Genomic DNA, 22,849 nt, shown 5'->3' on the forward strand with positions numbered 1-22,849 from the left:
CGTACGCGTGAGCGCGGCTAGCTCGCGCGCATGTAGTGACGGGCCGAATGCTTCTTCATGGCCGCCAGGTCGACACCGTCGAGCAGCCAGTGCAACTGTTCCACCGTCAGCTCAAGAACTGCCGCCTCGCGGGGCCATGCAAAGCGGTCTGCCTCTAACCGTTTGATCAATAGCCAGAAGCCCGTTCGGTTCCACAGGACGAGCTTTACACGGTCGCGCCGCTTGTTGGTAAAGGCATAAACCGCGGGAGCGAACGGGTCGAGTTTCAATGCTTGCTCGACCAATGCAACCAACCCGTTAATCCCTTTACGACCGTCGATGGCGTCGCGGTGAAGGAAGACCTTCAAGCCTTCGTCGAATCGAAACATGGCAAGGTACTCAGCGTGGTTAGTAGTGACAGCAACTGATCGTCACGAGCATCATCGAATTCAACCTTGATGCCGTTGGGAAATCGAATCTCCAAGCGAGGTGCAGTCTCCCTTGGCTGGGCCTGAGTTGGAAGCACGGGTATGAAAGCCGCTGCCGCCGGGTTCAAGGTCTTAGCCACCGGCACGATCCCGGTGCTCGCCCGCCGTTTTTTATCAGCCGTAACCCACGTACGCAACAAGTTCGCGTTTAATCCGTGGTCCAGTGCGAGACGTGCGACGGACACGCCCGGCACCTTGCAGGCCTCGATCAGTTCTCGCTTGGCTTTCGGGTCGTACACGCATCGACCGTCCTGCTTGCGGCCTACAATAAGCCGCGCTTTTAACTCTGAGGTGATGTCAGTCATAGATGTCCACGTTGATTTACGTGGACATATGGTCGCCACTATGAGGCGCTTCCGCTAGACGCTGACAACGGACCGCTTACGGTTTTCCATCCGGTTGTTTTCGCTCACCATATGGAGAGCCGACTTATGATGTCCCGTCCAATATGAAGTCAAGTATTCAGAGGCTGCGCATACCAACGTTGCGAGAAACTAGGTCGTAGCCCTGGCACTTTTCGGAGATCCTTGCCAAATCCCGGAGCTAAGATGCTGTCGAGTGCCTTTTACGGTAGCTTCCTTTGAAACCTCTACGAAAAAAATCTCCGGCGCTTTAGCGTTGAGTAGTGACCTATCAATCGGGACTACATAATGTCTACTATATCCTCAGGTCCATAATCGAACTCCGTTGACTTTTTGATGAAGGGCTTTACTAACGCGAGCGAGCCGATGGACGGGGCTGCGTCGAAAAGAAGGTTGCATGTCCCCGACGATGCGGACTTTGTGGAAAACGTCCTAAGTAACGTGCTGGAGCGCCTTACGGTAAAACAGAGGTGAGTAGGATCTGAACAGACCCTCCCTAGCGGCTAAGCCTGCCGAGCCTGGACCTTATCGAAATCGCATGCGGAGGTGGATTACCGATTCGCAGACTGAATAGATTGCAAGACCGGCTGGATAGACGTTTGATATTCAGGCACCCAACGCCGCAGGTCACGACGCACTTCTTCGTCGGCCAACACGCGATGCTGCATTAGCCACGGCAGCAGTTCATCGAGAAAGTGATCAGCAACTCCGCGCGCTTGCGCGATGCGTAATTTTGGATGCGGTGTACGGGTAGTGGTCTCGTCATCGGCGAGCAATTCTTCGTATAGCTTCTCGCCTGGGCGCAAACCCGTGAAAACGATTCGGATCTGCTCCTCCGTGAAACCATATAAGCGAATCAAATCGCGCGCGAGGTCTACGATCCGCACCGGTTGACCCATATCGAGAATAAAGATCTCGCCGCCGCGCCCCATGCTCGACGCCTGCAACACCAATTGGGCGGCCTCGGGAATCGTCATGAAAAAGCGCGTGATTTCCGGGTGTGTCACCGTCACCGGTCCACCCTTCGCAATCTGCTGCTGGAATTTCGGAATCACGCTGCCCGCGCTGCCTAGCACGTTGCCAAATCGCACTGTCTCGAACTGCGTGCGTGGCGCGGTTTGCTGCAGCGCCTGGCACGCCATTTCCGCAAGCCGCTTGCTCGCGCCCATAACGTTGGTCGGGTTGACGGCTTTGTCGGTGGAAATCAGCACGAAATGGCTGACTTGATGACGAATTGCCGCGCGCGCCACCCGTAATGTGCCCAGAACGTTATTGCGCACCGCGGCCCATGCATTCTGCTCTTCCATGAGCGGTACATGCTTGTACGCCGCCGCGTGAAACACAATATGCGGCGCAAAGCGCGACATGGTCTGGTCGAGCAGCAGGGAATCCTTGGCGTCGCCAATAACTGGAATCACCGACAATTCCGGGAACCGCTCATGCAACTCTTCGACCAGCAAATACATCGCGTATTCGCTCAGGTCGTACGCAACCAGTTGCGCCGGCGAAAAGCGCAGGATCTGCCGACACAGCTCCGAACCGATAGACCCGCCCGCCCCCGTCACCATGACCACGCGGCCATGCAGCAGTGCTTCCACGTGCGGCATGTCGATCTTCACCGGTTCGCGGCCAAGCAAATCTTCAAGGTCGATTTGACGAACGCGCGAAAGGAACGCCTGGCCTTGCGTGAGCACGGTTAGTGCGGGCAAGACCATCGCCTTAACACCCGCGCGTACACACATTGTCGCGACGCGGCGCTGGGCACCGACTGATGCGGAAGGAATCGCGATGATCGCGGTATCGGCTTTGAGCTGTTCTGCCCAGAGCGGTAATTCGCCAATTGATCCCAGAACCTTATGACCAAGGATTTCGCGGCCGCACTTGGCGGGGTCGTCGTCGAGAAGGCCGACAAGGCGCCATTCGCTGGAACGCGCGAGTTCGCGCACGAGGTTCGCGCCGGCGGTGCCGGCGCCAAGCACGATCACCGGCTTGCCCTTGCCGATCAGCCCGCCGTAAAGATAAAACTCCTTCACGGCCCGATACAACGCGCGCGAGCCGCCCGTTGCCATGAACAGCAGCAACGGCGACACAATAAGAACTGACCGGGGAATGATAGGCAACGGCTGCAACATGGCCGCGCCGATCACCACTATCAGCGCCCCGCTCGCGACGGCTTTCGATATCCGCATGAGGTCTGGCAAGCTCGCGAAGACCCACATGCCGCGATACAGCCCGAAAATGCGAAACATCACCGCATAGATGACCACGACCCACACAAGCGCGATGATGGCGCCGTGCCAGAAATCGTCGGGAACCGAGCCATTGAAGCGAAGGGAATACGCAGCGAGCCACGCGACGACCACCGCTACGACATCGAATCCAAATGCCGCTAAAGAGAGCCATGAAGGCTTAATTCGCATCGTTATGCTTATCTTGAGTAAGGGTGAATTGCCGCCAACGGCGGTCGATCTGCCAGCCAACCATCGCCAGGGCACCGTACCAGGCCCCGAACAGCATCCATTGGACTGCAAGAGGCACGTGAAGTGCTGTGAGTGCCGCCCCGCCACTTCCCAACATAAGCAAGTAATACGCCACGGCAACCCGGACATGGCTTCCGGTCATTTGCACCAGCCGCTGATAGTAATGTTCGCGATGCGCCAGCCACACCTTTTCACCCCGCGCCAGGCGGCGGCCAAGCGTCACAGTGGCGTCGACGACGAATGGCGCGAACGCCATCGCCGGGAACCAGATAGGCCACGCGCCGTGTTGCCAGCCCCAGAAACCCAGCGCGCCGGCGAGGAAACCGAGCGGTATGGAACCTGCATCGCCTAGAAATATCTTGGCCGGATGAGAATTAAAAATCAAGAATCCGATACCCGCCCCCGCGACACCCGCTGCCGCAGCCGCCAAAGAAGGCTGAGCCGCAAGCGCGGCAACCGCATAAAAACCGAAGCCCGATACCGCCATGCCGCCGGCCAGCCCGTCAGAACCGTCCATGAAATTGTAGAGATTGACTACCCAGACCAGAGCAACTACCGCGAGCAGCGCTAGCCACCAGGCGGTATCGACGGTGCTCCAGGCGATCGCCGCGGCGACCACTAAGACATGAGCCGCAAAGCGGACGCGTGCCGGCAAGCCACGCCGGTCATCGATCTGGGAAATCATGCCAAGCAACAACGCGCCGAAAGCAATCAGGCGAAAATCGGGTGCATAGAGAAAAATGGCCAGCGCTAGCGCGGGCACTACGCCCCATCCACCTACGCGTGGCGTGGGACGAGTGTGCAGAGAGCGGTCATTCGGGATATCAGTGGCCAACTGCCACGCCAGCCCGGTCTTAAGTAACGTCCACAAAATGACCGCACTCACGCACACGCCTATGAGTACGCAAATGAACGCATCGACCGCCGTACCGGCGTGTGACAAATCAAGCTGCATGCGGATGTCTCAATGTGTCGAGCGATACCAGGCCGCCGTCAACGACAGACCTTCCTCGGTCGAATAAGGCGGGTGCCAGTTCAGGACTTCGCAAATCAGGCTCGTATCGAGTTGCAGGCTGCTGATCAGCCGCTCCACTTGTTCTGTCTTGTGGGTCAGCGTGCCCGCGAAGCGAAGCCACGATGCCGGAACGGCCAAGAACCGCGCGGGCGCGTTCAACTTCGCCGCCAGCATGCGAGCCAGTTCGGTTACCGTGAGGTCATGGGTATCCGTGACGTTGAAAGTGCGGCCGGCTGCGCGCGGATCAGTTGCGCACTGGATCAGAACGTGGGCGAGATTCCCGACAAAAATCATGCTTCGCCGCGCAGGAATTGCGCCGAGGGGCAATGGAACGCCCGCGGCGATCCCGTGCATCAACCGAAGGAAGTTGGCCCGCACCCCGGGGCCGTAAACCAGGGGCGGCCGCACGATCACGATTTCCAGACCGCTTTCAACACCATACGCAAGCAACGCCTGCTCGGCTTCCAATTTAGACACGCCATAAGGGTCATTCGGAGCGGGTTGGTCGAACTCGCGCAGCGGTCGGCCATGATCGCTATTGCCCACCGCCTTGACGCTACTGACAAAAACAAAGCGCTGGGCGCCAGCCGCATGGGATGCTTTTGCAAGCCGTAAAGTCCCTCTGACGTTAGTCTCCCGGTACGCGGCCAGCGGGTCGGTAGCAGTGTCCTGCATCATGTGCACGCGGGCGGCGAGATGAATGACCGAGCCGCATCTGTAGCTGGGAGGCCAGCGATCCTCGATGCCGGCAAAACCGTCCCCTTCAAGCACCCATTCACGCACCCCCAGCATATCTGATTGCGGACGCCGCACCAGACCGATGACGTCATCGCCTCGTTCGATCAATGCTTTTACTACTGTGCGCCCAACGAATCCGTTGGCGCCCGATACGAGGACGGCAGCGCTCATGGACACCCTTCACGGCCACTGCGGATGCTACGAGACGCAGGCGGAGGACAACAGGACCTGCTGGCATTGGTACTGAAACATGGCATCGATAGACCTCAGTTCTGTAGTATCCCGAAAGGCTGCTTTGCAAACGGCCGGAAATAACTGTGATGATTTTCGAGAGTCTATCAAGCGGCATTGACTATAAGGTAACCACTGCTCTCATTTCGTTACCTGTCGTTTCGGCAACGCCACTGCATCTTCGTAAAGCTGCAGCAGATCGCCTGCACTCCGCTGCCAGTCGAACTGCCCGGCCCGCTTCACGGATGCAATGCTCAGTGCGTCCCGCTCGTTGCGATTCGCTACAAGTCGAAGCATGGCTTGCGTCCAGCCATTTGTGTCCTCGGGGTCCAACAGGATTGCGGCATCGCCCGCTACCTCGGGTACCGAGCTCGAAGTGGTGGTGATAGTCGGCGCACCAAACTGCATCCCTTCGAGGACCGGCAGTCCGAAGCCTTCAAACAGTGACGGGTAAAGATTCGCGTAGCAGTTCCTGTATAGCCAGATCAACTCTTCGTCCGTCACATAGCCGGTCATCACGACCTGCGCTTCAATACCAAGCTCGGCCAGATGCTTCTGGAAATCCTCCATGAGCCAGCCCTTGCCACCGGCCAGCACGAGAGGCATGGGCTCGCCGCCAGCTTCGAGATAGTCAGCGTAGCTTTGCGCCAGACGCCGCTGGTTCTTTCTGGGCTCAACCGTACCCACATTCAACCAGAAACCCTCCGCCGGGATACCGTCGAGCGCCTTCGGGCGCTTGCCCACCGCCGATGAATCCGCGAAGCGCGAACACGGATAGATCACGCGGATTCGATCTTCCGGGAAATGCGGAAAGACCTTCAGGTAGTGCACACGGGAAGCTTCGGAGATCGCCACGACCCAATCGGCCGTGACCGATGAACGAAAGACGCCCTCAAAGCATCCAAGCCGGTTGGCCTCGGTGGTCCACGTTGGGTCGATGAGAAAACCCATATCGTAGAACGTGTAGATCAGCCGGCTTGACGTCATTTGCAATGGCGACCAGAAGTTGTTCGAATGGACGATATCGGGCGAGCCGATTGACTGCTCGGCGTCCTCGCTGGTCCAGAATGCGCGTGCGGTCTCTCGCGTGAGATGGCGGGGACCATACTCAACGCTCCTTCCCGAATAAGGATTCATGACCGGCATCAGGGCGTCAAAGTAGAAATCGCCGAAGCTCGGATAAAGCGAAAAATTGTGCTCAGGCGCGATGTTGATCATGGCGTGGGCCAACGCATGCGCAAAATAACCGCAGCCAGCCTTCCCGGAACCGGTCTGCGAAATATCGAATCCGATGTGCATTCTCAAGTCCTGTTGCACGGCTGATCCCAGGCACGAGTGGCCCGACGATCTTCTTCTGAAAGCCTTAATAGCTTCAATCGTGCGTTTTCGTTTTTATGTGTAAACCCGCGCAAACAACTCTAGGTACGTACCTGCGGCGCTGACCCACCACGGGGGACACGATGCGGCAACCAGCAAGCGACGCAAGCGTGGGTACGAAAGCATCCGTTGCCGACCAGTACCGCGGCTGATTTTACCGCAGGTAACTATTTTAGAAAGAATTACGCAATGGCGCCAGCAAGTGTTGTGCGGATTGCAATCTGCGCAACTTTTAAGCAAAGAGATCGCAGTTAAAGCAAAGAGGATTTTTTTTGTTACAACTGAGATGTAACTGAGACGTTTCTGAGTGAAATCCGACGTCTACAGGGCGCCCGGAATTGCCGGGCTCTAATTGCGTTTGCTATACTCCAAGCTTAGTCAGCAAAGGGTGTTAGCGCGAAAACCGATGCGGGAAACGCCCCAGCGAGTTCGCCCGACCCATTTATTGTGACACGCGCCGGTTGTTGGCCGCGCGCGGCTGGCAAGTTATCGAGCCGTTAAGCTGGTGCGCTACACTGCCCCGCTGGATCTCGAAATGCTGCGTCCCTTTTGTCAACGCTCCACCGGTCGCATGGCTGAATGAGCGTTCAGCACACAATCCTATGTCTTATTAAACGACGCGGGCTGCGTTGGTCGCAAAAGGAACTTTCCATCATTACCCGTTCCCCAGTTATGTCGCGCGTACGCAGTCTTAAGCGACGACCGGCGCGCTCGATAGTGAAAGTGCATCTGACTTTGTCCTTCGACCAATAAGCACATTTACGGCGTACAGCCAAAAGACCTACTAAGGACGTCCATGCAGTTAATTACGACCATTCTTTGCGGCGGCGCTGGCTCCAGATTGTGGCCCGTTTCGCGCGAACTTCACCCAAAACCGTTTATCCGACTGGCGGACGGACAGAGTCTCTTGCAAAAGGCTTTCCTGCGGGGTGCACAGCTTTCAGGGCTGACGGAAATTTTGACCGTCACGAACCGTGAACTGCTGTTCGCCACGCAAGATGAATTTCGCGCGGTCAATACGACCGGGATACCAGTGTCTTTCGTGCTGGAACCTTGCGGGCGCAATACGGCCGCAGCCATCGCGATTGCCGCACTGCAAGTCGCCGAGAAACACGGCCCGGACGCGCTCATGCTGGTGCTCGCTGCAGATCATGTGATCGCGGACCAAGCGGCGTTTGAGAAGGCCGTACGGACGGCGAGCCAACTAGCGGCATCAGGCAAACTGGTGACCTTCGGCATTCATCCTGATAGCCCTGAGACGGGTTATGGCTACATCGAGGCGGAAGGCAACACGGTGATTCGATTTGTCGAAAAACCATCAATCGAGGTAGCTCGGGAATATGTGGACTCTGGGCGCTTCCTCTGGAATTCGGGCATGTTCTGTTTCGCTGCGGGCGCAATGCTGGCGCAGATGAAGCTGCACTGCCCGGACATTCTTGACGCCACGGCCGCTTGCGCCAGGCAGTCGCGGTCGGCCGAAGGCAAGGGATACACCCAGTTGGAGCTGGACGCCAACACATTCAAGCTGGTGCCGGACTTGTCGATCGACTACGCCATCATGGAGAAGTCTGATCAAATCGCTGTTGTTCCGTGCAATGTGGGCTGGAGCGACATCGGCTCCTGGACTGCGCTAGGTAATCTGGACGAGCCGGATACAAACGGCAACCGAATCCAGGGCGACGTGCTCATGCACAACACCCACAACTGCATCATCCACAGTAATGACCGGCTCATGGGCGCGGTTGGCGTGGACGATTTGATCCTGATCGACACCCCGGACGCGGTTCTTGTCGCTCACAAGTCAAGTGCCCAGGACGTCAAGCAGATCTACTCACAGTTGAAGATCAAGGGCCATGAGGCTTACCGTCTGCATCGGACGGTGCACAGGCCATGGGGCACGTATACCGTTCTCGAGGAAGGCAACGATTTCAAAATCAAACGCATCGAAGTGAAGCCGGGGGCGAGCCTGAGCCTGCAAATGCACCATCACCGCAGCGAGCATTGGATCGTCGTGCGCGGCATGGCGAAGGTGGTGAATGGCGACGCGGAACTGCTCATCAATACCAATGAGTCCACCTACATTCCTGCAGGCCACAGACATCGGCTTGAAAACCCGGGCATCCTGAGCCTCGTCATGATCGAGGTTCAAAGCGGACCGTACTTGGGTGAAGACGATATCGTCCGATTCCAGGACATCTACGGGCGCACCTGATAATCGCAGTACGGTCGAGCAACGGCATCTCGCCGGGGCTTGCGGTTTCCATTATTGAGGCCGGTTAGTTTAATGAGTGATAAATACGCTGCATCACCAGCCGCGATGCTGAGAAGTCTCGCACAGCACCGGCACTTGCTGCGTGATCTAGTGAAGCGGGACTTCATTGGTCGCTACAAAGGCTCAATGCTCGGTGTCGTCTGGTCGCTCTTCAATCCGCTTTTCATGCTGGCAATTTATACGTTCGTTTTCAGCGTGGCATTCAAGGCACGCTGGGGTGGTCACAGCGATGAAAGCAAGGTCGCTTTCGCCATTGTCTTGTTTTCGGGAATAATCGTTCATACGTTCTTTGCGGAATGTCTGAATCGTTCTCCGGGGCTTATCACTGGCCACGCAAACTATGTTACGAAGGTAGTCTTCCCGCTCGAAATGCTGCCTTGGATGGCATTGCTTTCAGCCTTCCTGCACTTTCTCGTGAGCTTCGCCGCGTTGATCGGATTCTGCCTGATTTCCGGCGCAACACTACATATAGAAGGCTTGTTGATTCCGATCGCGCTATTTCCTTTGGTCCTGATGATCCTTGGCTTGTCATGGATTCTTGCGTCGCTGGGAGTGTACTTGCGAGATCTGTCGCAAGTGATTGGCATGCTCGTCACGATATCAATGTTTCTCGCGCCGGTGTTCTATCCAATCGAATCGTTGCCTAAAGCATATCAGGGGTTCCTGATATGGAATCCGATTACCCTGCCTGTGATCCAGGTACGCAATCTACTACTGTGGGGGAAGTCGTTTGAGTGGCAAGCATGGGGCATCAGCCTCATAGCAGGCCTCGTCGTTTTTCAGACGGGATATTGGTGGTTTCAGAAATCGCGTCGGGGTTTCGCTGATGTCGTCTAAAGAAATTGTCATCGATATTCAGAATCTCAGCAAACGATACGAAATCTACAAGACGCCGCGAGACCGACTCAAGCAGCTCGTCCTTCCGCGCCTCTTCCGAATGATCAATCGGACCATGAGTGCCTTCAGACTCTCAAAGCTCAAGCCACCGCCGCATTATTTCCGCGAATTCTGGGCGCTGACCAATGTTTCGCTACAAGTGCGCGCGGGAGAAACGCTCGGGATCGTTGGCCGGAATGGCAGCGGCAAAAGCACGCTGTTGCAACTCCTCGCGGGAACGCTAACGCCCACAAACGGCAGTGTTGCGGTCAACGGGCGCATCGCCGCCTTGCTCGAACTGGGCAGCGGCTTTAATCCAGAGTTCACCGGTCGCGAAAATGTGTTTCTAAACGGGCGGATTCTCGGACTAACGCAAAAGCAAATAGAGGAGCGGTACGATCAGATAGTCGACTTTGCCGATATTGGCTCGTTCATCGATCAGCCGGTCAAGACCTATTCGAGCGGTATGTTCGTGCGCCTTGCGTTTGCAGTGCAAGCACACATCGACGCATCGATCGTAATCATTGACGAGGCGCTCGCCGTGGGCGACGTGTTTTTCACACAGAAGTGCTTTGCTCGTCTTCGCGAACTGGTGGACGGTGGCGCTGCAGTGGTTCTCGTGACGCACGATATGGCAACGGTTACGCAGTTCTGCACGCGCGTGCTAGTACTCAACAATGGCGAGGAGATGTTTAGTGGGGAGCCCGTACCCGCCATCCGTCGTTACATGGCGCTCCAACGTGATGCGGTGCCAGGCATCACGGCGCGTACGCGAATTGCGGAGAAGTTGAAACTACGCGGCGATCAAAAGCCGGCCTCTCGGGGTTTCGACTGGCCTTCCGACGACGCTTTTTTCGAAACCGACAAAGTGGATATCGTAGGTACCGGGCAGGCAGAATTCATCGGGGTAGCGCTCTGCGATGAAACCGGTGAAGCGGCACGCGTTTTCCAAATGGGCGACACGGCCGACTTTTTTGTCGAATATCGGCTGCTCAGGGATATCGACGTTCCAATCCTCGGGGTTACGATCGCGAATGAAAAAGGCTTGCTTGTTCATGGCAAAAACTCTATTCAGCATAAACTGAATGCGCCGGACTCCGCACACGTTGGACAAACGCTGCGGTATCGGCAGCGCATTGCGCTTGATCTCGCACCGGGGGAGTACAGCTTTGTAGTTGGACTGGCGACCACCGATGCCGACACATACCGGCACAGCGAACATATGTCTCACGGCGACCTGTCTAACTCGATACACCGCGTACTCTCTGTGGGTAATGCGGGGACTTTTACCGTCGGCCTGCGCCGCGACGGGATCGCGTTGACTCATCACGGTCTCGCGAACCTACCTGGCGCGTGCGACCTGTTTGTTACAAGCGTTGAGAAGGAAGGCACATGATAGAACTCCATGCTGATCAAATTCGATTCGAATCTAGTTCCGTGGTTGATCCAGTAGGCAAAGTCTTCCATTTCGACAACCGGGTTTTCCGAGCCATCTCCCCGGCTTATGCCGGTTTTGTGAAGGACACAATCGAGCTAGCTGGAAGTCAAAACCTGTTCGATGAAGGTCTGGTACCTACTTGGCCGAGCGACTTCACTATAAAGAGCTCGCCGCTCGTCATTGAGCATCAGAGGGTTCCGTTCGTGACTTTGCGTGGAGAATGGTGCGGCGAAGCGCTCCGCGAGGCGGCGCTTTGCATATTAAAAGTAAGTGCTGCTCTGCTCAAATCGAACCTCTGCCTAAAGGATGCGCATCCGTGGAACGTTTTGTTCGATGGATCGCGGCCGTACTTCGTGGACTGGGGATCAATTGCGCCCGTCAAGGAGATAAACTGGTCGCTTTGGTACAAGCAGTTCAGACAGTTCCTCCTCGCACCGTTGCATGCGTTTTCCATCGGGCATGCTCCAATCGCCCGCGCGATGCTGCGGGAACACAAGGTAGGCGTCGGCAATCAGATCATCGAACAACCTTTTTTAGTTAACGAGCCTGCCGAAGCGAACGCGATCGCACACGCGGCGTGCGAGGCGCTAACAGCCCAGACGTTCGAGGCGCTTGCGGACTATGTCGCCAACCTCGTGCTGCCACATGTCGAGGGCGAATGGTCGGCCTACGCACAGCCTCGTCTGTCGAGTCTCGTAGACATGTCATCGTTGCGTGAAAAAGACCGCATTGTTCATCGGATACTTGAGGACGACCAGGGCAGAACCCTGATCGATATCGGCACTAACAATGGTTTGCACAGCGAACTTGCGGCTTCGCTTGGCAAACGCGTGCTCGCCTGCGATATCGAGGAAGCGTGCTTGAATGCTCTGTATTCGCGGACTCGTCAGAGCGGAGCAGACATTCTTCCGTTATTCCATGATTTGCTTTGGCCAATAGGCACATCGGGAATTTTTAACAGTATCCAGGGAGCGGAGGATCGTCTTTCATGCGACACGGCGATGGTCATGGCGGTCACGCATCATCTGGCGTTTAAGCAGCGGGTATCCTTCGAAGGAATGGCGGGCGCCATTGCGCGACTAGCGAAGCGGCGCGCGATCGTGGAGTTCGTTCCGGCCGACGACGAACACGTGGCGCTTTGGTCGCCTGAGCAGTTGCCTTGGTACACGCTTGACAACTTTATCAAGGCGCTGAGGCTGCACTTTCGGACCTATTCGATCGTACCGTCCGACCCCCATCCGCGGTGCATCATCCTGCTCGAAAAGTAAACACTATTACCAGGCAAACCTCGAAATGAAAACTCTCACTCTTTCAATCGACTCTTTGTTGGAAGGCTATGATGCGGTCAGCGTCCTTTATCCGCATGTGCCTTCACTCAGCCACTGGCGCGCCTGGGAATATGCTGCTTATCAAAATTTTTCGATCGTGGGCCGCGTTCTCGATCTCGGCTGCGGCGACGGCCGATACTTCAACCTGATCTGGCCGGACGCGAAGAATGTTGTCGGTGTCGACATGGAACCAGTAGTCGCCGAACTTGGCCGCAATAGCGGCGTTTATCGCGATGTCTATGTTACAGCCGCGCACAATGTCCCCGAACCCGACGCAAGCTTCGATCACGTATTCGCTAACTGCTCGCTCGAGCACATGGATCATCTCGACACGGTCCTGGCGGAAATTTATCGTTGTCTCAAACCCAATGGCACGCTGGTAGGCAGCGTTGTCACTAACAGGTTTGTCGAGTGGTCTCTTTTGTCGAATCTGGTTGCAATGGCAGGACACGACAAGATTGCCCATTCGCTCCAGAAAGATTTCCTTGAGTACCACCATCTCGCGAATCCACTTACTATCGACGAATGGACCAAAAGCTTCGAACGTGCAGGACTGGCGGTGGAGGCGCTCGTGCCTATCCTGCCGAGGATCAATAGCGGAATCTTCCTATTGATGGACAGCCTCTGGCACCTCAAGCGAAAGTCCGGCGGCGAACTGGGCGACATTGTCTATCCGTTTCTTTCTGCCAACGCAAATTTCCCTGCGGCATTTCGCAAGGTATTTGAGGGCCTGTTAGATATGGAGACAAACTGGCAGGACACCTGCGGCGCCGTTTTCGTGATTCGCAAACCCGGGGGATGATCATGCGCGCATGCTGGTGCGGAAACACGGACTATCAACCATTTGGTCCTAATTATGGCGAATGCACGGTTTGCGGCACGTTGGTGTATCTGTTGGAAATGCCACCTGAAAAATTGTTAGTTCATGACGACGAGTCTGACTTCTATGGCAAGAACTATTGGCTCGAGCGTCAGAAAGACGAATTTGGTACGGCCGACATATTTTCCAGAGCACGTACTGACCTGACCGAGCGAAATCTACATTGGCTAAAAACGCTGCTCAAATATCGCTCGCCATCTGATGGAAAAGCGTTAGAACTGGGCTGCTCACACGGCAGTTTCGTCGCTTTGATGCGAATGGCCGGGTTCGATGCGTCGGGTGTCGAATTAAGCCCGTGGGTAGTTGACTTCGCGCAAAAAACGTTTGGTGTACCCATTTCGCTGGGACCGATCGAGAATCTAGACATCACGCCCGGCAGCCTTGATGTGGTTGTCGCAATGGACGTTCTCGAGCATTTGCCCGATCCGGCAACTACTATGGGACGGTGTCTCGAGCTTTTAAAGCCAGACGGATTGCTATTGGTGCAAACGCCGCAGTTCGTTGGCGGTGCTAGCTACGAAGAGTTCGTTGCGGGCAAGAATCGCTTCCTTGAGATGTTGATTCCAGAGGAACACATATATCTCTTTACCCGGGAATCCGTCACGAGAATGTTCCGTGGGTTGGGTGCAGGGTTCATCCATTTCGAACCCGCAATATTTGCACACTATGACATGTTTTTCGTTGTAAGTAGGACTCACTTGACATGTCGGCCGACAGATGTCGTAAGTACCGCACTGGAGTCGCGTCCAGTCGGGCGAATGACCCTCGCCTTGCTCGATCTGCGTGAGCGCGAACTTGCTTCGGAGTCAGATCGCATTGCGCGGGGCGAACAAATTGATGAGTTGACCAGGCTTTTGAAAGAGGCGGAAACCGACCGAGCTGCGCGAGGCCAGCAACTCGAGATACTGGCGAGACGGCTCAATGAATCTGAGGAAGACCGCAGCGCGCGAGGTGAGCAGTTGAAAACCTTAACGGATTTGTTAAATAAAGCGCAGGAAGATCCCACCCGGTTCGCTGAACAAATTGCGACGTTGCATGGCTTGCTGAAGGAAGCTGAAGAGGATCGTACTGCGCGAGGTGAGCACGTCGAGACCTTGACAAGGATGTTGAAAGAAGCCGAAGAGGATCGTAATGCGCGAGGTGAGCACGTCGAGACCTTGGCAAGGATGTTGAACGAATCGGAAGCCGACCGCGCTGCGAGAGGCGAACAGCTAGAGCGTTTAACGGAAATGTTGCGTGCGTATGAAGAGGATAGGTCCACGATGACCGCACAAATGTCGGCCTTGGAGACAGCGCTGAGTCGATCAGTGGGCGATTGTGCTGCCCAAAAGGCACAACTGGATGAAGTGCGACGTTTCTTTCATCATCGGGCGATTCATGCGGTAGTGAAAGTCGCGGGCGGCGAACAATTCCGGGCATTGGAAAAGCTAATTGAAAATGGTGCTGAAGATCGAATTGACGAGCGGAATTAAGAAGTAATGAGCCAAGTTCCCCAAAAAATAGCAGTAGACCTCACCCCGGTACTGCCAGGCGGTGAAAATGGTGGCGCCAAAATATTCGTGCTCGACTTGCTAAGTCAGTTGGCGGAGATGAGGCCAGACACGCAATTCATTCTGTTAACGCAGGCCGCATCTCACGATGAACTCGCCCAACTCGACCGGCCCAACATGCAACGTCGCATGGTCTTGGGCGCACTGACAGCGAATTCCGGTCGCTCGCGCCTGAAGAACCTCGCCGGACGCGTTATGCCGAAAATACCCGCGAGGTTCCAGCGGATTCTCAGCCGGGGGATTTATCGGCTTAACACGAGGCTCAAGCGCCGTGGGACTGAAGGACTTTTGCGCCGGCTCGGCGTCGACCTGCTTTTCTGTCCGTTTACCGCGCCAACGTATTTCGAACCCCGCATTCCCACGGTCTGCACGATCTACGATCTGCAATACAAGACCTATCCTGAATTCTTCACCCCGGAGGACGTTGCGCAACGAGCCCAGACTTTTTTAGACGCAGCACGCCGAGCCAATGCGCTGGCCGCCATCTCCGACTACTCGCGCCAGTCTGCGATCGATCATGGCGACCTGGAGCCGGACCACATTCGAACGATCCACTTGCGCATGGCTCACCGGATCGCACCTGACGCATCGCAAAGCACGCAGGTACTGGATCGTCTCGAACTCACGCGCCAGAGGTATCTCGTCTTTCCGGCAAATTTTTGGAAGCACAAGAACCATGAAATGTTGCTGACAGCGTTCGGCATGGCGTGCAGGGAAGGCGGACTCGGTCCTTATATCAAGCTCGTCTGCACGGGTGCGCCGGGTGCGCGACGCGACTGGTTGAAGCGGGCCGCTTGCGCCCTGAATTTGAGCGATCGGATCATCTTTCCAGGCTATCTGCCGAATGAGGAACTGGCCACGTTGATCTCTTGCTCTAGTGGCGTCGTTTTTCCATCGCTTTACGAAGGGTTTGGCCTGCCAGTGATCGAGGCCATGACGGCGGCCGTGCCTGTAGCTTGCAGCAACACGACCTCGCTTCCTGAAGTCGCGGCAGACGCCGCCATCATGTTCGATCCGCGCATTCCGGAGCAAATTGCCGCGGCCATGGTTGCTCTCGTCACAGACGAATCCTTACGCGCAAAGTTGGTTGAAGCCGGACGGCGACGCGTCGATGAATTCTCGGATTCGAAACGCATGGCGAACGAATACTGGGATCTGTTTGTCTCTGCACTGGCGAATTCGAGACACGAGAACCTGATTACTGGCGTGCACGTGGACGGCTGGGTCGGGGAAAATCTGAGAATCCAGACTGCCCCGCTCCTTGGAGCCCGCAGTGTGGAGGTGACGCTCCTCGCGCCCGAATGGGCACCGCAGCGCTCGGTTACGGTTCAGCGTTTTCGTGAAGGTAAGCCGGATGGCGATGCAGTCAGGATCAAGCGTGGATCAGAAATAATACTGTCATTACCCATGGACGGCGCAGGCGGATTTTACGAGCTACAGATCAGGCCTACCTTCGTTCCCGCTCGCCACAAGCTCGGCAACGATCAGCGCGAGCTGTCCGCAATGTTGCAACGCTGCAGTATCCTTGCCGACGGCAACACTCCCATCGAATTGTTCCCAGAGAAGGTTTCTGCATGAAAGTCAGCGTCGTCACTCCCTCTTATAACCAGGGGCAATTTATTGAACGCACGCTTCAAAGCGTCGCGTCGCAAACGGGCGCGGAGATCGAGCACGTCGTGTTCGACGGCGGTAGTACGGACTCGACAGTCTCTGTTCTGGAGGCGTTCAAGCCGCCGGTGCGCTGGGTATCGAAGAAGGACAAAGGACAAACCGATGCCGTCAACCAAGGGATCGCCGCGACCGACGGCGAGATCATTGGCTGGCTGAATTCTGACGATGTCTATTACCCGGGTGCGATTGCTAAAGTAGTGGCTTTCTTTGAACAGCATCCGGAAATCGACGTGGTCTACGGACTGGCTGATCACATCAATCTGGAAGATCATGCTTTTGAAGCCTATCCGACAGAGGACTGGAATCTCGATCGATTGAAGGAAACGTGCTTCATCTGCCAGCCGGCACTATTTTTCCGCCGGCGTGTCGTCGACCAGCACGGCTCTCTTGACGAGTCGCTAAACTACTGCATGGACTACGGATACTGGTTACGGCTTGGAAAAGCCGGTGTCCGCTTCGCGCTGCTCCATGAAAAGCTCGCCGGCTCCCGCCTTTACGCCGATAACAAGACACTCGGCGCACGAATTAAGGTTCATGCGGAGATCAACGATATGTTCGTCAAGTTGTTCGGTACAGTCCCGGATCGGTGGTTGTTCAATTATGCTCATGCGGTGGTCGAGAAACGGCATACGCGCGAAATCGCCGGGAATAAGTTCGCATTGCGAGTCGGCGCCGCGGCGGTCGCCGCCGCGCTTAAGTGGAACCACACAGTCTCGCGCGGAATGATAAAGTCGATTTACTCGTGGGTTCTGAAGTAATCCGCACAAACGGGAAACGACGATACCGCACCGATCTCCTCTTGTTATGTGACACCGGAACCCCCCTTGGCCGGGGGCTCTCTCGCTTCCGAGCCTCAGATTCGCTAAAGTCACCCTCGGCTGCCAAACACTTCCGGGCAGCCTGATCAAAAAATATCGAACTCGCGATTGTCATTGGAGCGATTGAGCGGATCGGTATAAAACCACGCGACACCCTCCTGCAATGGACTTATCACCAGCTTGTATCGGCCAGGCGTAACCGGCGCCTTTATGGTCATGGTGATTTTTGCTACGTCCCCCGGCTGCATGGGCTCAGGAAAAATAGCGCGATCGCCGTACATGGCCACACTATCTTTCTGATCAATCCATGCATAACTCAAATCCACTATCTTGTTCGACGCCGGGCTAACTTCAATTGGCCAAATTTGTTTTCCGGTGTTTTGAATCAATATTGCCAGCTGGTAGCCTTGTCCCGCCTTCAAACGTTGCGGCAACGTAATGGGACCTACTCGATATGACGGGTCAGCAATAATCGATGCAGAGTCAGATTTAGCCGGTTCACGATCCTTTAACATGACATCGTAGCCGGTATATTCGCGAGCCTCGGAGACATATGACGCGCAGGCTGACCCCTTCGCAATGCACAACTTAGTCCAATCCCAAAGCGTCCACCGAGGCAATGCCCAGTCTGACCCACTGCGAAATACATCCTGATAAGAGGGCGACAACAGCGGCGGCCGGGATACAACGTCCTGAAAAGGCGTGTACACAACAAGATCTCCGACGCCCGGAGGATAGGATGCGTTATCTTTGAAACCATAGATCGAACTGACCAAGGCGTTTGTGGTGGGTTCAGTAACGCGGACCTTCCACATCGAATCGGAAAGTCCGACATAGCGAAAGAAACGCTGCAAGCTGATGACGATCTCGATCCGGCTGCCGAAGCTGCTTCCGACAAGCACGAGATTGCGCGGACTCCCGTCATTTTTCGGATGCGAGGCAATCCAGTCCGTAGTCGCATTTACGAACCGCTGATAGTTGTTTGCGACCTGCCTGACCGTCTGAATATCCGAGAACGCAACCGTCGCATTATTCGCCGCCAGTAAAGCGATAATGGCCCCCACCCAAGTTCGCGCCCGTTTAGCCGGCGTTGAAGCAAGCACCCCAGCGGCCCCGCACAGCCCAAAGCCATAGGCCGGCAGGAAATAATAGGATGAATACATCTTCAGCATGAGGAAGACGCAGGCGTATGCGGACGCTGTCAGAAGAAACGAGTCGTACAGTGTCTGCCTCTGCGGCTGCCTAATAATCGTCCACAGGCGGATAGCTGCTATCGGCAAAACCACGAACACAACGACAGGATCGTTTTGCGCAAAAGTCCGAATAGCATCCCAGATACCTATCTGATGAATGCTGATGTACGAGTCGCCCGCACCGATCCCGCGCCACCATACGTACCAGCCCAGATAGGCCAGTGCGGTCGCAATCAATAGGTAGGGATACAACGGAATTGGGCATTCCTTGCGGAGGCGATACCGCTGTAACTCGGCGGCCCCTAGTACGAGCGCCATCGTGAAGATGACCTCCTTGTAAAAGAATCCCGCCACCAGTGCGACGACTCCGATGCCAACAAAGACAACATGCTTGCGCGAATACGCCGCGGTCTGATCGCGGCGCATTAAAGCGGCAATTAGAATCAGTGTAAGAAGGAGGTCGTTCAATTCTCCGACCAACAAGCGTACCGAAGAATCCGCAAAGGCGATGGAAAAAAACGTAGCACTCCAGGTTGCAGCGACAAACCATGCCGAGACACCCGTTTGGGTGAGGCAATAGAGCAGCAGCGCTCCGCATGCCGCTGTCTTGAGGGCCTCGATCAGATGAAACAGCCATGACGAGGGTCCGAAAACGGCTGATACCAATGCGTATTCCTGCGCGGTCGCTGGAAAAAATCGACCTAAACGACGATCGATATACAGATCGAACCTTTTACCCTGGAAGAGATTGATCAGGAAGTGATGATCATCGATCGGGCTGAGGCCTTTAATGCTAAGGATGAGCATGAAAACCGCTGCAGTGCCCGAGGCACAATATGCAATGAGCGCTGTCCAACCCAGATTTTTACCTATTCTGATATTCATGAGTTTGTGTAAAGGCTATTGTTAAGCCGGGTGGATGTTACAGCTTTTTACAGGCGAATTGGACGGTATTTGGTAGTTATCTCCATACGGGCCACAGCGCGAGGTCCATGATTTTATTGCATCGTTTTGTTATGATCTTGCGTTATGTTGGCAATGTGCGAACCAGATTTAGACCCTCTGCTCTCCTCCGAACAACCTTAAGCCAACATCGTAGTGAAGACACATGGCAAAAGCTGACGAAATTGATTACATCAAGAAAGTTGCGCAGGTAGAAGCGTTCTCCACCGATGACTTCATGGACTATCTTGCACGCAAACCATTCTCGGACGAACGGTGCGGCGAATATCTGATGGACATTGCGCAAGTGATGAGGCTTCTTCCTGCCCCGCCCGCCAAACTGCTGGACGTTGGTGTTGGAAGCGGATGGACAAGCGAACTGTTCGCCAGTCGCGGCTACGAGGTGCTGGGGCTCGATATCAGCCCCGACATGATCGAACTTGCCAACCGCCGGGCGCGTGATGGTCTTTCGTTCCAGGTCTGCGATTACGAGGCAGGCACCGTTCCCACCGGTTTCGATGTAGCCGTAATCTACGATTCACTCCATCACGCCGACGATGAGTTCAAGGTCGTAAAGAATATCTTCGCCGCGCTCAACGACGGCGGGATTCTAGTCACTGTTGAACCGGGCGCTGGTCACTCGACCACCGAAGACAGCATTGCGGTCATGAAAAAATACGGCACGACTGAAAAGGATATGCCGTGGTCGTTGCAGCAAAAATTGATGCAGCGGGCGGGTTTTGGAAGCGTCGGACAGTATCTTCGCCTGACACAGATGCCGCTCACCGAAATCAGCAGTACGGACGGTTCGCTAGAGCAAGTGCGGCATGCCATTTCGCTTGCTTACGAGACATCGACCGGATTAACGAGCATCGCTGTTGCAAAAAAAATTACCGAGTTTGTTGAACCTCCAGACGCGCAGTCCGAAAGAAGTAAGGCGCTGCTGGACCTGTCCGAGGCACTCAAAAGAAATTTGGACCCTCGGCCGGCAATCGCTCTACCCGCATTCGACCCACAGGCATTCGACGCCGCGATGACGGCGCAACTGTCTGCTATAGAACGGAGTGCTGCCGTACTTCACCGGCGGTTCGAGCAATTGGACCAGCGGGTAGCCGGGATCGACAAACAGCAGGGCTTGACTATTGAAGCCGTCGCTGTCGAACAACGCGAAGGGCTTCACCACGTATTGAGCACGTTGAATCAGGTGCGGGGAGAGTTCGATGAATTGAAAGAAGCGATGCGCGTCATGTCGGGCACGGAAATCACCGAACTGAAGGCTGCCCTCTGGCAACTGAGATCTGTTGATTCCATCGAAATCAAAGACAGCATCAAGGCTTTCCGAATTGAAATCGCGATCAATCTCACGCGCAAATTCAGGATGCTCGCGGGCGGCATCGCAGCGATCGCGCTCGGCGTAGCTGTTATGTTGGCAGTCGGCTTCCACTGGATCTGATCACCAAGTGCTCACTCGGCGGCATTACGCGAACGATGATGGTTTCCCGTGACGCCTCGGTTTTACCAGCCCCGATCTCGATGCAATCGGCACCGGTGGAACAAGACTAGTCGTTGCGATGTCTTCTTCCGGGAAGTTCGAAGCCCGCCGCAGCAAGTCGTGCCAATGTACCGGATTCGGTGGCGACACCGTTACGGCATTCGCTCCATGGAGCCTCCCGATGGTTCAAACAAGAGCTTCGTGGGCGCGAAAGCACGTTCAACATCGTCGACATCATGTCTCGTACGCGCAAATAGATTGGAGCACGAAACCCCGGCGGCTCGAGTGGAATTTGGGCAGGCAAGCGAGACTTAGGAGAGGAGAACGGCGAGAGTCGCTCATCAATTTCGGGCGTTGGCACGTGGATATCCACTTTACGAAAAATCTGGCCGCACCACGGCGGGCGACGCTCAGCGCACCAGCCCAATGAGATAAATAGCTAAGCGCGAAGATGTTTCGCGTCAGTTCACGAAGGGCGAACGTCTAAGTATCGGGGCCATGGCAATAAAACTCAGATATCAAGACGGGTTTCGCATGGCTGTAAGCGAAACCATCCAAACCAGACTGGCTTTAAATTTGATCGCACTGTTGAATGGGCAGTCGGTAACTATTCAGTACTTCCCGATGGCACCACGTTACAAACGCACGGATGTCGACAGCAGTCACATGCGCGACGCAACGCTCCTTGGCCTTGGTCGCCGGATTAACGTCCCTCCTGTACGAGAGCGGTCCAGTGCGAGAAACCAACGCTAGCGACCAGTTGCGGCTCCGCGCAAACTACAATGTAGTCACTTAGTTATAATACCAAAATGTGTAACCTACCTTTTTACTTCCCATGACCGATGCAGTCATAACAACTCCCACCGAAGACGCACCGATTCGTTCTAATTATCCGGTTTGTGATCCAACCGCCTTTCCGCGGTACGTAGTCAGCTTCTATGGCGGCGGTAACATGGTTGTTAGCAAAGCGGAATACAACGCTTGGGAAGGAATTGAATCCACTCATCGATATATTCAGCATATTGCGTTCCCCGGTTGCAACATGCGATTGCAACATGAAGGAAAATTTTTGCCTGAATACGAGGAGCGGGTGTTTCCTTCGAGATCTGGGGAGACGCTCTAGTCGTCTGAGCATACGACTGGGTCATGGTCGGTGGACTTGGCTTATTACTACAGCCGTAGATATGCCGAGGGCACGCCGCCGCGTCGTCGGTAATGGCATTGCCGGGCGCGGTACTGGTGTCGACGCCGCCATATTGACCGCGACATCAAATGCTCAATGGAGTGGAGCGTTCGCCACATCAGTCGACACAGTAACCGGCGGATCTGCTGGACGCTGAATGGCAGTGAACCTTCCGCTGTTTTTTGGCCTGTGCCCTCAAGCCAGCAAGCGCCGCGTGCGCCAGCAACGCCAGCGTGATGTGACGGTACCAGCCCTGCCAGCGACGCACCTCATGTTGTCGAGGCCGCATTCGCCCTTGGCGGCCTCAAATCCAACCTCGATTTCCCTTCGGCTGCCGGCGACGTTGACCCGCGTCTGGCGGGTACCCTTGGTACGGAGTACGTAGACGACGTAATAGGCGTGTTCACGGGTATCATGCGTATTTCGTGGAAGCTGGACACGCGTTTCGCGTGAAGGCTGACAGGTGTTTCGCGCGTTCTACCCATATTGCCGAATTAAGGATTTCACCGTTTTAGAGACTTGATGTAGACTCCTCA

The 22,849-nt window shown here is 55.5% G+C and carries 16 protein-coding genes and 1 pseudogene; 9 read left to right on the forward strand and 8 right to left on the reverse strand.

Annotated features, from left to right (window positions below):
• Positions 1-17 precede the first annotated feature (17 nt).
• The 6 genes from tnpB to AWB64_RS26670 form a co-directional block, all read right to left on the reverse strand.
• A complete protein-coding gene (gene tnpB, locus AWB64_RS26645) occupies positions 18-368 on the reverse strand; it encodes an IS66 family insertion sequence element accessory protein TnpB (RefSeq protein WP_060858413.1) in 351 nt (116 codons plus the stop codon).
• Complete coding sequence (locus AWB64_RS26650) at positions 344-772, reverse strand: transposase (protein ID WP_060858414.1); 429 nt, start codon at positions 770-772, stop codon at positions 344-346. Before AWB64_RS26650 ends, tnpB begins: the two co-directional genes overlap by 25 nt.
• 608 nt (positions 773-1,380) lie before the next feature.
• Positions 1,381-3,249 (reverse strand): polysaccharide biosynthesis protein, encoded by a 1,869-nt coding sequence (locus AWB64_RS26655; protein ID WP_060858415.1) that lies wholly within the window; start codon positions 3,247-3,249, stop codon positions 1,381-1,383.
• The gene (locus AWB64_RS26660; RefSeq protein WP_060858416.1) at positions 3,239-4,264 is read right to left on the reverse strand and encodes an MraY family glycosyltransferase; all 1,026 of its coding nucleotides are present in this window, start codon (positions 4,262-4,264) and stop codon (positions 3,239-3,241) included. Before AWB64_RS26660 ends, AWB64_RS26655 begins: the two co-directional genes overlap by 11 nt.
• Before the next feature lie 9 nt (positions 4,265-4,273).
• Entirely contained in the window at positions 4,274-5,233 is a 960-nt protein-coding gene (locus tag AWB64_RS26665) for an NAD-dependent epimerase/dehydratase family protein (protein WP_060858417.1), read from the reverse strand.
• Positions 5,234-5,434: 201 nt separating this feature from the next.
• Positions 5,435-6,592, reverse strand: a complete 1,158-nt coding sequence (locus AWB64_RS26670) for a glycosyltransferase family 4 protein (RefSeq protein WP_060858418.1) — start codon at positions 6,590-6,592, stop codon at positions 5,435-5,437.
• Positions 6,593-7,466: 874 nt separating this feature from the next.
• Between AWB64_RS26670 and AWB64_RS26675 the strand changes: the two genes are divergently transcribed.
• From AWB64_RS26675 to AWB64_RS26710, 8 genes are all read left to right on the forward strand, one after another.
• Entirely contained in the window at positions 7,467-8,882 is a 1,416-nt protein-coding gene (locus AWB64_RS26675; RefSeq protein WP_060858419.1) for a mannose-1-phosphate guanylyltransferase/mannose-6-phosphate isomerase, read from the forward strand.
• Positions 8,883-8,954: 72 nt separating this feature from the next.
• On the forward strand, positions 8,955-9,779 hold the full coding sequence (locus tag AWB64_RS26680; protein WP_060858420.1) for an ABC transporter permease: 825 nt from the start codon (positions 8,955-8,957) through the stop codon (positions 9,777-9,779).
• Positions 9,769-11,214: an ABC transporter ATP-binding protein gene (locus AWB64_RS26685; RefSeq protein WP_060858421.1), complete on the forward strand. Its 1,446-nt coding sequence runs from the start codon at positions 9,769-9,771 to the stop codon at positions 11,212-11,214. The genes AWB64_RS26680 and AWB64_RS26685 overlap by 11 nt, the downstream gene beginning before the upstream one ends.
• Positions 11,211-12,524: a hypothetical protein gene (locus tag AWB64_RS26690; RefSeq protein WP_060858422.1), complete on the forward strand. Its 1,314-nt coding sequence runs from the start codon at positions 11,211-11,213 to the stop codon at positions 12,522-12,524. The genes AWB64_RS26685 and AWB64_RS26690 overlap by 4 nt, the downstream gene beginning before the upstream one ends.
• A 25-nt stretch (positions 12,525-12,549) precedes the next feature.
• The gene (locus AWB64_RS26695; RefSeq protein ID WP_060858423.1) at positions 12,550-13,386 is read left to right on the forward strand and encodes a class I SAM-dependent methyltransferase; all 837 of its coding nucleotides are present in this window, start codon (positions 12,550-12,552) and stop codon (positions 13,384-13,386) included.
• Positions 13,387-13,388: 2 nt separating this feature from the next.
• A complete protein-coding gene (locus AWB64_RS26700) occupies positions 13,389-14,936 on the forward strand; it encodes a class I SAM-dependent methyltransferase (RefSeq protein WP_157766715.1) in 1,548 nt (515 codons plus the stop codon).
• A gap of 6 nt (positions 14,937-14,942) precedes the next feature.
• Complete coding sequence (locus tag AWB64_RS26705) at positions 14,943-16,592, forward strand: glycosyltransferase family 4 protein (protein ID WP_244164215.1); 1,650 nt, start codon at positions 14,943-14,945, stop codon at positions 16,590-16,592.
• The gene (locus AWB64_RS26710) at positions 16,589-17,443 is read left to right on the forward strand and encodes a glycosyltransferase family 2 protein (protein WP_060858425.1); all 855 of its coding nucleotides are present in this window, start codon (positions 16,589-16,591) and stop codon (positions 17,441-17,443) included. Before AWB64_RS26705 ends, AWB64_RS26710 begins: the two co-directional genes overlap by 4 nt.
• Positions 17,444-17,589: 146 nt before the next feature.
• Here the strand turns inward: AWB64_RS26710 and AWB64_RS26715 are convergent, their stop codons facing one another.
• On the reverse strand, positions 17,590-19,503 hold the full coding sequence (locus AWB64_RS26715; RefSeq protein WP_060858426.1) for a hypothetical protein: 1,914 nt from the start codon (positions 19,501-19,503) through the stop codon (positions 17,590-17,592).
• A gap of 301 nt (positions 19,504-19,804) precedes the next feature.
• Here AWB64_RS26715 and AWB64_RS26720 point away from each other — a divergent pair, with 301 nt between their 5' ends.
• Entirely contained in the window at positions 19,805-21,091 is a 1,287-nt protein-coding gene (locus AWB64_RS26720) for a class I SAM-dependent methyltransferase (protein WP_060858427.1), read from the forward strand.
• 1,340 nt (positions 21,092-22,431) lie between these two features.
• Here AWB64_RS26720 and AWB64_RS32800 read toward each other — a convergent pair.
• A pseudogene (locus tag AWB64_RS32800) lies at positions 22,432-22,739 on the reverse strand (hypothetical protein); the annotation flags it as partial.
• Between the last annotated feature and the right edge of the window lie 110 nt (positions 22,740-22,849).

It is taken from the genome of Caballeronia sordidicola, assembly GCF_001544455.2.
GTDB classification, from domain to species: domain Bacteria; phylum Pseudomonadota; class Gammaproteobacteria; order Burkholderiales; family Burkholderiaceae; genus Caballeronia; species Caballeronia sordidicola.